Raw genomic sequence first — 12,218 nt, forward strand, 5'->3', positions numbered from 1 at the left:
GACCGTGCCCGGCGGAGGGATCAAGCCTGACCGCCCGGAGCCGGGCACGGTCGGCCCCGGCCCCAAACAGCAACCACAATCAAGACCAGCGCACCGGAATCTCCGCCGGCGGGTCACCCTCACCGGCCCAGAAGATCGTGCCGGTGGCGTCCACCACGACCACCCGGGGCGTCCGGGCCAGGCCCCAGGTGATCGCCTCGGCCGGGTCGTCCCAGCTCGGCGCCTCCTCCAGCACCCCGGTCTCGGCACCGGCGTCGTCTCCGGCCGACCGCTCCCAGTACGCCGTCCAGACCTGCTGACCAGCGGACATGTCCGGGTGCACGAAGACGGTGCCGCGCCCACGCCAGGCGGCGAGCCGCTCCGGGACCACAGGCACCGGTGTCTCCCCGGTGACGGCTTCCAGGTCCTCCACGCCGAAGGCGTGCGGCAGCAGCTCGGCCATCCGCAGTGGCCGGGTCTTGCTCTCGATCAGGCACTCCGGCCCGCCGTGCTCCCAGAGCAGCTGCCGGCAGCGGCCGCACGGCATCAACGGCTCGCCTGTCGCGTCGACGCAGGAGAGCGCGACGAGCCGGCCGCCACCGGTGGCGTGCAGGCTGGACACGACCCCGCACTCGGCGCAGAGCGTCACCCCGTACGCGGCGTTCTCCACGTTGCAGCCGACCACCACACGGCCGTCGTCGACCAGCGCGGCCGCGCCGACCGGGAACGTCGAGTACGGCGCGTACGCGTGCCGCATCGCCTCGGTGGCGGCGGCGCGCAACTGCGCCCAGTCAATGTCGGTCATGCCATCATCCTGCCCAAGTAGCCCAGGTCAGAAGCGGGCAGGGCCGTCCCGGCCCGGCGCGCAGCGGTCTGTGGTGATAGTGGTCAGCCCTTGATGTACGGCTTGCCGTCGGCGGCCGGTGCCCGGACCCGGCCGACCAGCCCGGCGACCGCCAGGATGGTGGCCAGGTACGGCAGCATGGCCAGGAACTGGCTGGGGATCGAGCTGCTGATCGCGCCCAGGTAGGTGGCGAGCTGGTCGGCGAATCCGAAGAAGAGCGCGGCGAGCAGCGCGCCGGTCGGGTTCCACCGGCCGAAGATCAGCGCGGCCAGGGCGATGAAGCCCTTACCGCCGATCATGTTCTTGGTGAACGAGTAGAGCGCCAGCGTGTAGGACGCGCCACCGATGCCGGCGACCACGCCGGCCAGCAGCACGTTGCGGTAGCGGACCCGCAGAACCTTGACGCCGAGCGTGTCGGCGGCGATCGGGTGCTCACCGACCGAGCGGGTCCGCAGACCCCACCGGGTGCGGAACAGCCCGATGTGGATCACCAGCACCAGGAGCAGCCCGAGGTAGAGGAAGATGTTGCCGCGGAACAGCGCCGGCCCGAGCACCGGGATGTCCTTCAGCAGCGGGATCTCCCAGTTGCTGAAGCGGGGCGCGCTGTTGTACTTCGCGGCGTCGGTCTGCATCAGCCGCTCGTAGAGGAAGCCGGTGACACCGACGGCCAGCAGGTTCAGCACGATGCCCATGACGACCTGGTCGACCAGGTAGCGGATGGCGAAGACGGCCAGCAGCAGCGAGATGAACGCGCCGCCGATGGCGGCGGCGACCAGGCCCACCCACACGCTGCCGGAGATGCTGCCGAACAGGGCCCCGCTGAACGCGCCCATCAGCAGTTGGCCCTCGATGGCCACGTTGACCACGCCGGACCGTTCGCAGAGCACCCCGGCGAGCGCGCCGAAGATCAGCGGCAGGGCCAGGATGAACGTGCCCCGGATGATGTTGACCAGCGGCATGAAGTTCTGCCCGGCCGGCGCGGCGGAGACCTGCCAGCAGAGGAACGACAGCACGAAGCCGACGAGCCCGGCGCCGAGCACGGGAAGGAACCACCGCTTCGGTACCCCGGCGAGCAGCGCCGCGCCGGCGGCGATCGTGATGATCCCGAACAGGATCGCCCCGATCGTGCCGTTGATCTCCAGTGCGGCGCCGGCCGCGTCGTCGCTGAGCGTGAACCGGGCCTGTTGGTCGGTGGCGAGCGCGCCGAAGAGCACCGCTGACAGCAGGCCGAGCGCCAGCAGCGTGAGACCGACCTTCCGGCTGCGGGTCCAGAAGCCCTCGTCGACAGCGGCGACCGCGATGTCGGGGACAGCCATGGTGGACATGAGTTACCAGCCCTTCGCCAGGCTCGTCTGCAACCGGGCGGCGCGCGCGGCCCGGAGCTGGAAGATCGCCTTCACCAGGGCCGGTGCGGCGATGAAGATGACGATCAGCGCCTGGAGCACTGTCACCAGCTCCAGCGAGATCCCGGAGTACGACTGCATCCGGTTACCACCGGCCTGCAGCGCACCGAACAGCAGCGCGGCCAGCAGCACCCCCCAGGGCTTCACCCGCCCGAGCAGCGCCACCAGGATGCCGTCGAAGCCGATCTGCGCGACCACCAGCGGGGTCAACGCGCTGGCGGTGGAGCCGAGCACCATGTTCGAGCCGCCGAGGCCGGCCAGGATTCCGGCGAAGACCATGATCAGGATGTACGTCCGCGTGACGCTGATGCCGGCGGTCCGGGCGGCGTCCGGGTTGGCGCCGACCGCGCGCAGCTCGAAGCCGAGCGTCGAGCGGTTGAGCAGCCAGGCGACCGCCCAGGTGGCCAGCACGGCGAGCAGGATGCCGGCGTGCACCCGCAGGTTGTCGCCGAGCAGTCGGGGCAGCTGGGCGGAGGTGTCCACCGCCTTGCTGATCGCGTCGGTACGGGTCGGGTCCTGCACGCCGTTCTGCACGATCAACCAGGTGAGGAAGTACGTGGCGACGTAGTTGAGCATGATCGTGTTGATCACCTCGTGCGCGCCGGCACGGGCCTTGAGGATGCCGGGGATGAAACCCCAGATCGCTCCACCCAGCGCGCCGGCCAGCACCGCCACCAGCAGGTGCAGGCCGGGCGGCAGCGGCAGCAGGAAGCCGGCCAGCGCCGCCATGATCACGCCGATGGTGGCCTGGCCCTGGGCGCCGATGTTGAACAGGCCGCCCCGGAAGGCCAGCGCCACCGACAGACCGGTGAAGACCAGCGGCGCCGCGTAGGTCAGCGTCTCCGAGATCGGCGCGAGCACCGCCTGCCAGCCGTTGGCGCCGTCCAGCCAGCCGGAGAACGCCTCGGGGTCGAAGATCGAGCCCTTGAACAGGTTCGCGTACGCCTCGCTGACGAGCGTCCAGCTGGAGTTGATCGAGTCGGACGGGCGCGAGGTGATGTACGAGTAGGTGGAGAGCACCTGGGGATCAGAGATGATCATCAGCACCGCGCCGACCACGATCGCCAGCACCAGCGACAGCAGCGTCACGGTGAAGGTGTTCGCCGCCCAGAGGTTGTCCAGGAACAACCGGCCCAGACTCGGCTTCGGCTCGGGCTCCGGGCCCGGCTTCGCCACCGAGCGGTCCGGCTCGGTCGCCACCTCGGCGCGTTCCGTGTTGCCGAGCGCGTTCTGCGCGGCCTGCGCCTCGCTCGCCGGCTCCTTGTCCGGGGAGCCGGACTGCGGGTTGGGGTTGGTCATGACTCGTCCTCGCTCGCGGAGCCTGCGTCGCTCGCCGGGCCCCCGTCGGCCGCACCGGGCTTGTCGACGGCGGTCGCCGCGCCGGGCTTGTCGACGGCGGTCGCCCCACCGGGCTTCTCGCCGGCGGGTGCTGCGACGGCGTCGTGGGCCGCATCCGGGCTGATGCCGGCCATCAGCAGACCGATCTCCTCACGCGGGGTGTCCGGGCCGACGATGCCGATGATCCGACCGCGGTACATCACAGCGATCCGGTCGGCCAACCCGATCACCTCGTCGAGTTCGCTGGAGACCACCATGACGGCGGTGCCGATGTCCCGTTCGTGGATGATCTGGCTGTGGATGAACTCGATCGACCCGACGTCGACGCCACGGGTCGGCTGGGCGGCGATGAGGAGCTTCAGCGGCCGGGACAGCTCCCGGGCCACGATCACCTTCTGCTGATTGCCGCCGGAGAGGGTGCCCACCGCCGCGTCGGCCGACGAGGTACGAACGTCGAACTGCTCGATCCGCTCCTTCGCCGACGCGGCGATCGCGTCCGGCTTCAGCGCGAGCCCGGCACCGAAGGGCGGTCGGTCGTAGATGTCCAGCACCAGGTTCTCCGCGACGCTGAACTCCTTGATCAGGCCGTCCACGCTGCGGTCCTCGGGCACGTAACCGACGCCCGCCCGGAGCACCTTCTTGGGCTTCCAGCCGTCGATCCGGTCGCCGGCCAGGCTGATCGTGCCGGCGAGCACCGGGCGCAGGCCCATGATCGCCTCGATCAGCTCGGTCTGACCGTTGCCCTGTACGCCCGCCACGCCGAGCACCTCGCCCGCGCGCACTGTCAGGTCGACACCGTCGACAGCGCGGATCTGCCGGTCGTCGTCGACGACCAGCCCGGCCACCTCCAGCACGGGCTCGCCCGGCGTGGCCGCGGTCTTGTCCACGGTGAGCCGGACGTTGCGCCCGACCATCAACGCGGCCAGCTCGTCCCGGCTGGCCTCCGGTGAGGCGGTGCCGACTGTCTTTCCGCGTCGGATCACCGTGATCCGGTCGGCGATGGCCTTGACCTCGCCGAGCTTGTGGGTGATGAAGACGATCGACTTGCCGGCCGCCTTGAGCGACCGCATGACCGTCAGCAGCTCCTCGGTCTCCTGGGGGGTGAGCACCGCGGTCGGCTCGTCCAGGATGAGCAGGTCGACGTCGCGGGTGAGCGCCTTGACGATCTCGACGCGTTGCTGGATGCCGACCGGCAGGTCCTCGATCACCGCGTCCGGGTCGACCCGCAGGTTGTAGCGCTCGGACACCTCGGCGACCTCGCGCCGGGCCCGCCGCCGGTCCAGGAAGCCGGCGATGCCGCCCCTGACCTGCTCGGCGCCGAGCATGATGTTTTCGGTGACGGTGAAGACCGGCACCAGCATGAAGTGCTGGTGCACCATGCCGATCCCGGCCCCGATCGCGTCGGACGGGCCCTTCAGCTTCAGCGGCTTGCCGTCGACCAGGATCTCGCCCTCGTCGGGCTGGTACAGCCCGTAGAGCACGTTCATCAGGGTCGACTTGCCCGCGCCGTTCTCGCCGAGGAGGGCGTGAATCTCTCCAGGCTCCACCGTCAGGTCGATGTGATCGTTGGCGACCAGATCACCGAACCGCTTGGTGATGCCGCGCAGTTCGAGTCTCAGCGCAACCTCCTGGAGTGCGAGCGATGGTGCAGCCTAGCTGCCGTCGTACCGGCCGGACCGGACCGGCCGCCGTGGTGCGCGATCGGCCGCTCCGACCCCGCGGGGTATCCGCAGAGCCGGAGCGGCCGATCGGGTCGTACCTGTCCCCGCCGACCCCCCGATGATCTCACCGGAGGGGCCGGCCGGTTGTCACTTGGTCGGCTGGGCCTTCGAGGTGACGGTGATGGTGCCGGCGGCGATGTCCGCCTTGATCTTGTCGACCTCGGCCTTCAGCTCGGCCGGAACCTTGCTGTCGAAGTCGTGGTACGGGGCGATCGAGACACCGTTGTTGGCCAGGGTGCCGACGAAGCCCGGCTTGGCCGGCAGCTTGTCACCGGCGGCGGCCTTCACCACGGCCTCCTTGACGGCGTCCGGGATGTTCTTGACCACGGTGGTCACGATCGCGGCGCAGTCCGGGGTGCTCTCGCAGCCGTCGACGTCCACCCAGATGGTGCTGTACTTGCCACCCGAGGCCTTGGCCGCGGCGGTGGTGCCGAGGCCGGAGCCGCCGGCGACCGGCATGATGATGTCCGCGCCCTGGGCGACCAGCGCGTCGGAGACCTTCTTGCCCTCGTCCTGCTTGTCGAAGGCGTTGGAGAAGGAGCCCTTCTGGGTCTCCTTGTTCCAACCCAGGGCCTGGACGTTCTTGCCCTTGGTGGTGTTGAAGTACTTCACACCGTCGACGAAGCCGTCCATGAAGATGGTCACCGGCGGGATCGGCACGGCGCCGTAGGTGCCGACCTTGCCACTCTTGCTCAGCCCGGCGGCCAGGTAGCCGGCCTGGAACGCGGCCTGGGCGGTGTCGAACTGCATCGGGTAGACGTTGGCGTCACCCGGGTTGGCGTCGACGATGCCGAACTCCTGGTTCGGGTTCGCCTTGGCGATCTTCGAGGTGGCGTTGGCCATCAGGCCACCGACCGCCAGGATGAAGTCGCACTTCTGGTTGACGAACTGCGTCAGGTTCGGCTCGTAGTCGGCCTCGGCCTTCGACGCGACGTACTTGATGTCGATGTTGTCGTTGGCGGCCTTGGCCTCCTGCAGGCCCTTCCAGGCCGAAGCGTTGAACGACTTGTCGTCGATGCCGCCGACGTCGGTCACCATGCAGGCGCTGAACTTCTTGGCGCCACTGCCGGCGTTGTTGTCATCCTTGGGCGCCTCGCCACAAGCGGCGGCGGTGAGCGCGAGCCCACCCACCGCGACGATCGAGGCGATCCGCATCCCACGCACCGAGCGCAAGACGTCTCCTTCCCATTGCACACCGCGCCTTGTGCGGTGGCAGCCCATCAGCCGACCTGCGGGTGTGCCGCCGGCTGTCCCACGTTACGGACGGGAGCGTACGCCCGCGTCCACCCACCGGCCGACAATCGTGCACGACTGTTGAGCGCCTGTTACCCGGGTGTAACCCTTGCGTGGGGCACGTCACTCTTCGTGCTGGTAAGCAAGCGCCACGGCGTCCGCAACGTCCGTTTTCTGGAGGCGTTTTCCTCCTCGGACGTTACCGCCAAAAGACCGCGACCGCCGCGTTGACCAGGGTCAGACCGACGATAGCGAGGAAATGACCGCGGTTGACCACGTCCCGCTTCCGGGAGAAGAAGACCATGACGAAGATCAGCAGCGCGATCACCAACTTCGTCACAAGTTTTGCCGGTGCCGGCTCGTCGCCGTCACGCAGTGGGGCGGACAGGCCGAGCCCGGTCAGTAACTGGATCACCGCGCCCCACAGCATGGCCGGGTTGATCCGCAGCCGACCGCTGGCGTACTGGGCGATCGAGCCACCGAGCAGCAGGGCGAACCCGATCAGATGGACGTAGAGAAGGATGAGTCGGAGTGCTTCCACGCCGCCCATCCTCCCCCATCAACGACACTTTGTAGTAGTGGGTAGGCCGGTCGGCGCGTCCCGGCCGCTCGGCGACTGTCGACGACCTATCCCTTCACGGCGCCGGAGGTGAGGCCGGAGACGATGTAGCGCTGGAGGAACTGGAAAACCAGCACCGTCGGGATCGCGGTCAACAGGGTGCCGGCCGCGAAGATGCCGAAGTTGGTGTTCCGCTCGCCGCCCTGCAACATGCCCCGCATGCCGACCGCGAGGGTCTTGGCGTCCGTGTCGGTGAGGAAGACACTCGCCATCAGGAACTCGTTGATGGTGTTGATGAAGGCGAGCAGCCCGGTCACCGCGAGGATCGGCGCCACCAACGGCAGCAGGATCCGGAAGAAGACCTGGGCGTGTGAGGCGCCGTCCACGGTGGCCGACTCGTCCAGTTCCCGGGGCAGGGTGTCGAAGAAGCCCTTCATCAGCCAGGTGTTCACGCCCAGCGCGCCACCCAGGTAGAGCAGCAACAGACCCCACGGGGTGTTGAAGCCGATGGCCGGCCACAGGTCGGTGATCGTGCCGAAGATCAGGAAGATCGCAACGATCGCCAGGAACTGCGGGAACATCTGGATCAACAGCAGTGACAGCAACCCCACCCGTCGCCCCTGGAACCGCATCCGGGAGAAGGCGTACGCCGCGAGCGCGGAGAGGAAGACCGAGGCGAACGCGGCCCCGCCGGCGATGAGCAGCGAGTTCAGGAACCAGTCAGCGAACTCGGTGCGCGCGAACAGATTCCCGAAGTTCTCCAACGACACCCCGGCGGTCGGCACCAACTCGGTGGACGACAGGGTGCCGAGCGGATTGAGCGCCGCCGAGACGACGAACACGAGCGGAAAGAGACTGAACAGCACGCCGAGCAGGCCGACCAGGTGCCGCCAGCCGACCTCGGCGAACCATCGCTTCCTACGCTTGCCCGGGTTGCGGTCGACCGCCGCCGGGCCGTTCGCGCCGCCCGTGACGGCGGCGCCGGTCAGCACGGTCATGCGTACACCTCCTCCTGTTGGCGGGTCCGTCGGAAGCTGACCGCCGACACCACAGCGACGATGGCGAAGATGAACAGCGAGATGGCTGCGGCGAAGCCGAACTGTGCGGCCTGGCCACCGAACGCCAGCCGGTAGGTGTAGGTGATCAGCAGGTCGGTGGCGCCGTTGCTGGGGTTGTCCGCCGGGAACGGCGCGCCCTCGGTGGTCAGGTAGATCGCGTTGAAGTTGTTGAAGTTGAACGCGAACGACGAGATCAGCAGCGGCGAGAGCGCGACCAGCAGCAGCGGCAGGGTGACCGCCCGGAACGACTGCCAGCGCGACGCCCCGTCGACCGAGGTGGCCTCTGTCAACTCCCGTGGGATGGCCTGTAGCGCGCCGGTGGCCACCAGGAACATGTACGGGTAGCCGAGCCAGAGCTGCACCAGGATCACCGCGGCGCGGGCCGACCAGTCCTGCCCGAACCAGTCGACGCTGAGCCCGAACAGATTGTTGATCAGCCCGAAGTCGGTGTTGAACATGTCCCGCCAGACCAGCAGCATCGCGAAGGACGGCATGGCGTACGGCAGGATCAGCAACATCCGGTAGAGGTTGGTGCCCCGCATTCGGGGCGAGTGCAGCGCCAGGGCGATCACCATGCCGAGGACGAACGTGCCGCCGGTGGAGCCGATGGCGAAGGCGAAGTTCCAGATCAGCGTGCCGAGGAACGGCCCGGAGATCCGCTCGTCGGTGAGCACCCGGGTGAAGTTGGACAGCCCGACGTTCACCTTCCAACCCTGGGCCAGCCGCTCGCCGTCGGCGGCGACGAACGCGCCGACCTCGCCGTCCGCGGTCCAGGTCCTGCCACTGTCGCTGTCAGTGACGCAGTCGCAGCCGGCGTCGTAAGCCCGGACGGCCTTGCCCTCGTACGCCCGGGACAGGCCGGACGAGCGCAGCGCGCCTCCGGCGGTCGGCACCACCAGGTCCGTGATGTCCTTGCTGCGGGCGCTGGCCTGGCCGAAGGTCAGCACCGTGTAGCCGTCGGCCGCGGTGACCTTTCCGCCGGGGCCGACGGTGGCCGCGCCGGGATCGAGCGCACGCAGGCCCCCGGCGTCGCCGACGGAGACCGTGTCGGTTCCCGGCTTGGTGATCAGGAAGACCAGGGCGCCGGTGGCGGGGTCACCCTTGGTGGCGACCGACAACGGGTACTGGGTGGACCCCGGGACCTGCTTGACCGAGGAGCTCTGGATCGCGACGATCGCGTCGTCCTTGCTGCCGCGGTGGCCGTCGCCGAAGTTGGTGAAGGCCGTGCTCGCGGTGTAGAGCACCGGTACGACCTGGAAGGCGATCAGGAAGAGCGTGCCGGGGATGAGGTACTTCGCCGGGACGTGCCGGCGGCCCAGGTACAGATAGAACAGTGCGGCGGTGGTCAGCACCAGCACCGCCAGCCCGATCCACTTCTCGGCCGCCACGAGCGGGAACGCCGCCCAGATCGCGATCCCGGCCACCAGGCCGAGCAGGATCACCTTCGCGGCGAGGCCGGCCGCGGTGATCGGCGCGTGGTTCCGCGCGGTACGGGAGGTGCGCGGGGACCCGGTGCGGACGGGCCCCCGGCCCGGGGCCTGCTGGGCAGACCCCGGGCCGGACAGCGGTGTGCTCATTACTTGATCGAACCGGCGATCGTCTTGCCGGCCGCGGTAACCGTGCTGGTCGGGTCGGCGCCGCCGATGACGGCGGCCTCGGCCTTGCCGAACGGGTCCCAGATCGCGGCCATGGCCGGGATGGCCGGGAGCACCTGGCCGTTCTTGCCGGCCTCGATGAACTTGGCCAGGTCCGGGTCGGTGCTCTTGACCTGGTCCAGCGCGGCGGTCAGCGCCGGTGGGCGCGGGTCGGCCTGGTAGAGCGCCACGGCCAGGTCCGGCGTGGTGACGTGGTTGGCGACGAACTCCTGGGCGAGAGCCTTGTTCTTGCCCTTGGCCGCCACGTAGAAGGACTGGACGCCAACGAACGGCGCGGCCGCCTTGCCGCCGGCGAAGCCGGGAACGGCGGAGACGTCGTACTTGATGCCGGCCTTCTTCACGTCGGCGGTGGCCCACGGCCCGGAGACCAGGAAGGCGCACTTCTTGCCGGTGAAGGTGGCGGTCGAGTTGGTGTCGGCGATCGAGCGCTTCAGCACGCCCTCGCCCTTCTCGCCGAGCGCGGCGATCTTCTTGAACGCGGCGATCGACTCCGGCTTGCCCACGCCCAGGTCCTTCGGGTCGTAGTCGCCGTTCGCCGTGGTGCCGAAGAGGTAACCGCCGGCCGAGGTGTACAGCGGGTAGATGTGGTAGGCGTCGCCCTTCTGGCCGACCTGGAGGCAAAGCGTCTCGGTGACCTTCTTCTGCGCCTTGAGCTGCTTGCCGGTGGCGACCAGGTCCTCGATCGTCTTCGGTGCCTCGGGGGCCAGTTCGGTGTTGCGGATCAGCGCCAGGTTCTCCTGGGCGTAGGGCACGCCGTAGAGCTGGCCGTTGAACGTGACGGCCTTGACGGCGGTCTCGTTGAAGGCGGCCTTCTGCTCGTCGGACAGCTGCACCGGGTCGATGGCACCGTTCTGGACCAGGTTGCCGATCCAGTCGTGCGCGCCGATCACCACGTCCGGGCCGCCGCCCTGGCTCGACACTGTCACGAAGTTGTTCTGGAGGTCCTCGTTCGGGACGGCCTGGACCTCGACGGTGACGCCGTTCTCCTGGCCGAACTTCTCGGCGAACGGCTTGAGGGCGGCGGTCCGCTTGTCGTCGGCCCAGATCACCAGTTTGCCGCCGGCGGCCTTGGGGGTGTCCTTCGCGGCCGGCTCGTCGCTGTCGCCACCGCAGCCTGAGGCGGCGAGCGCCAGGGCGAAGAGGGCGACCACACCCGCGGTACGGATGCGCATCGGTGCTCCTGTCGTCATGGCGGGTCGCCGGGGGACGGACGGCCCGCCAGTGGAAAGTCTGGAAGTTCTTGCCAGCCGGCGCATCGATGCTGCGCCGCTGCTCTCGCATGTTGCGGGGACGTTAGCAAGACGTTGCAAGTAATGGAAGGGCTTGCAGAGCACCCCGCAAGAACTTGCCGGTGGGCTAAAGTGCCGCCATGCGCGCTCGACTGTCCGACATCGCCCAGCAGGCCGAAGTCAGCGAGGCCACGGTGTCGCGGGTGCTCAACGACCGCCCCGGCGTGGCCCCCGAGACCCGGCAGGCCGTCCTCACCGCCCTCGACGTGCTCGGGTACGAGCGCCCGGCCCGGCTGCGTAAGCGCAGCGCCGGCCTGGTCGGCCTGGTGGTGCCGGAGCTGGACAACCCGATCTTCCCCGCCTTCGCCCAGGTCATCGAGTCCACACTGGCGCAGAGCGGTTTCACCCCGGTGCTCTGCACCCAGACCGCCGGCGGCGTGACCGAGGACGAGTACGTGGAGATGCTGCTGGACCGGCAGGTCTCCGGGATCGTCTTCGTCTCCGGTCTGCACGCCGACACCGCCGCCAACCACGACCGCTACCGGGCGCTGCTCGCCCGACCGTTGCCGGTCGTGATGATCAACGGGTACGTGCCCGGCATCGGCGCACCCTTCGTCTCCTGCGACGACCGGGAGGCGGCCGAACTGGCCGTCGCCCACCTGGTAGCGCTCGGGCACCGACGGATCGGCCTGATCACCGGCCCGGACCGGTTCGTCCCGGTGCAGCGCAAGGTGGCCGGCTGGCGCTCCGCGATGACCCGGCTGGCCGGCGTCGCCGAAGCCGACCTGGGCCCGCTGGCCGAGCTGTCACTGTTCGGAGTGGAGGGTGGCGAGGCGGCGGCCGGCCGCCTGTTGGACCGGGGCGTCACCGGCGTGGTCTGCGGCTCCGACCTGATGGCGCTCGGCGCGATCCGGGCCGCCCGCCAACGCGGCCTCGACGTGCCCGACGGCCTCTCCGTTGTCGGCTACGACGACTCCCCGCTGATGGCCTTCACCGATCCGCCGCTGACCACCATGCGGCAACCGGTCACCGCGATGGCGGTGGCCGCCGTCCGCGCCCTGGTGGACGAGATCAACGGGCACGGCGCCCCACACTCGGAGTACCTGTTCCGCCCGGAGCTGGTGGTGCGCGGCTCCACAGCTGTCGCGCCGAGTTCCGCCCGATTGTCTTACGCAAGATCTGCTTGACTCTTGCAGCGG

At 69.3% G+C, this 12,218-nt stretch carries 10 protein-coding genes; 1 reads left to right on the top strand and 9 read right to left on the bottom strand.

Annotated elements, in window-relative coordinates:
* Nucleotides 1-79: 79 nt before the first annotated feature.
* From OG598_RS23025 to OG598_RS23065, 9 genes are all read right to left on the bottom strand, one after another.
* Nucleotides 80-784, bottom strand: coding sequence for a cytidine deaminase (locus OG598_RS23025; RefSeq protein WP_328651030.1), 705 nt, complete (start codon nt 782-784; stop codon nt 80-82).
* A gap of 83 nt (nt 785-867) precedes the next feature.
* On the bottom strand, nt 868-2,148 hold the full coding sequence (locus OG598_RS23030; RefSeq protein WP_328651031.1) for an ABC transporter permease: 1,281 nt from the start codon (nt 2,146-2,148) through the stop codon (nt 868-870).
* Between the two features lie 3 nt (nt 2,149-2,151).
* On the bottom strand, nt 2,152-3,525 hold the full coding sequence (locus tag OG598_RS23035) for an ABC transporter permease (protein WP_328651032.1): 1,374 nt from the start codon (nt 3,523-3,525) through the stop codon (nt 2,152-2,154).
* A complete protein-coding gene (locus tag OG598_RS23040) occupies nt 3,522-5,183 on the bottom strand; it encodes an ABC transporter ATP-binding protein (protein WP_328655411.1) in 1,662 nt (553 codons plus the stop codon). Before OG598_RS23040 ends, OG598_RS23035 begins: the two co-directional genes overlap by 4 nt.
* Nucleotides 5,184-5,372: 189 nt before the next feature.
* Entirely contained in the window at nt 5,373-6,440 is a 1,068-nt protein-coding gene (locus OG598_RS23045) for a BMP family lipoprotein (protein ID WP_328655412.1), read from the bottom strand.
* A gap of 277 nt (nt 6,441-6,717) precedes the next feature.
* On the bottom strand, nt 6,718-7,059 hold the full coding sequence (locus OG598_RS23050) for a hypothetical protein (RefSeq protein WP_091397247.1): 342 nt from the start codon (nt 7,057-7,059) through the stop codon (nt 6,718-6,720).
* A gap of 86 nt (nt 7,060-7,145) precedes the next feature.
* Nucleotides 7,146-8,075, bottom strand: coding sequence for a sugar ABC transporter permease (locus OG598_RS23055; RefSeq protein WP_328651033.1), 930 nt, complete (start codon nt 8,073-8,075; stop codon nt 7,146-7,148).
* Nucleotides 8,072-9,712 carry an ABC transporter permease subunit gene (locus OG598_RS23060; RefSeq protein ID WP_328651034.1) on the bottom strand — a complete coding sequence of 547 codons (1,641 nt, stop codon included), beginning with the start codon at nt 9,710-9,712 and terminating at the stop codon, nt 8,072-8,074. Before OG598_RS23060 ends, OG598_RS23055 begins: the two co-directional genes overlap by 4 nt.
* A complete protein-coding gene (locus OG598_RS23065; protein ID WP_328651035.1) occupies nt 9,712-10,962 on the bottom strand; it encodes a sugar ABC transporter substrate-binding protein in 1,251 nt (416 codons plus the stop codon). The genes OG598_RS23060 and OG598_RS23065 overlap by 1 nt, the downstream gene beginning before the upstream one ends.
* A gap of 197 nt (nt 10,963-11,159) precedes the next feature.
* Between OG598_RS23065 and OG598_RS23070 the strand changes: the two genes are divergently transcribed.
* Nucleotides 11,160-12,206 (top strand): LacI family DNA-binding transcriptional regulator, encoded by a 1,047-nt coding sequence (locus tag OG598_RS23070; RefSeq protein WP_328651036.1) that lies wholly within the window; start codon nt 11,160-11,162, stop codon nt 12,204-12,206.
* The last annotated feature ends 12 nt before the right edge of the window (nt 12,207-12,218 follow it).

This window comes from Micromonospora sp. NBC_00330 (assembly GCF_036136635.1).
Classification (GTDB): domain Bacteria; phylum Actinomycetota; class Actinomycetes; order Mycobacteriales; family Micromonosporaceae; genus Micromonospora; species Micromonospora salmantinae.

Coding starts and splice junctions, on each gene's coding strand:
- OG598_RS23025 (WP_328651030.1), bottom strand. CDS start 784: ATGACCGACATTGACTGGGCGCAGTTGCGCGCCGCCGCCACCGAGGCG.
- OG598_RS23030 (WP_328651031.1), bottom strand. CDS start 2,148: ATGTCCACCATGGCTGTCCCCGACATCGCGGTCGCCGCTGTCGACGAG.
- OG598_RS23035 (WP_328651032.1), bottom strand. CDS start 3,525: ATGACCAACCCCAACCCGCAGTCCGGCTCCCCGGACAAGGAGCCGGCG.
- OG598_RS23045 (WP_328655412.1), bottom strand. CDS start 6,440: ATGCGGATCGCCTCGATCGTCGCGGTGGGTGGGCTCGCGCTCACCGCC.
- OG598_RS23055 (WP_328651033.1), bottom strand. CDS start 8,075: ATGACCGTGCTGACCGGCGCCGCCGTCACGGGCGGCGCGAACGGCCCG.
- OG598_RS23060 (WP_328651034.1), bottom strand. CDS start 9,712: ATGAGCACACCGCTGTCCGGCCCGGGGTCTGCCCAGCAGGCCCCGGGC.
- OG598_RS23065 (WP_328651035.1), bottom strand. CDS start 10,962: ATGCGCATCCGTACCGCGGGTGTGGTCGCCCTCTTCGCCCTGGCGCTC.
- OG598_RS23070 (WP_328651036.1), top strand. CDS start 11,160: ATGCGCGCTCGACTGTCCGACATCGCCCAGCAGGCCGAAGTCAGCGAG.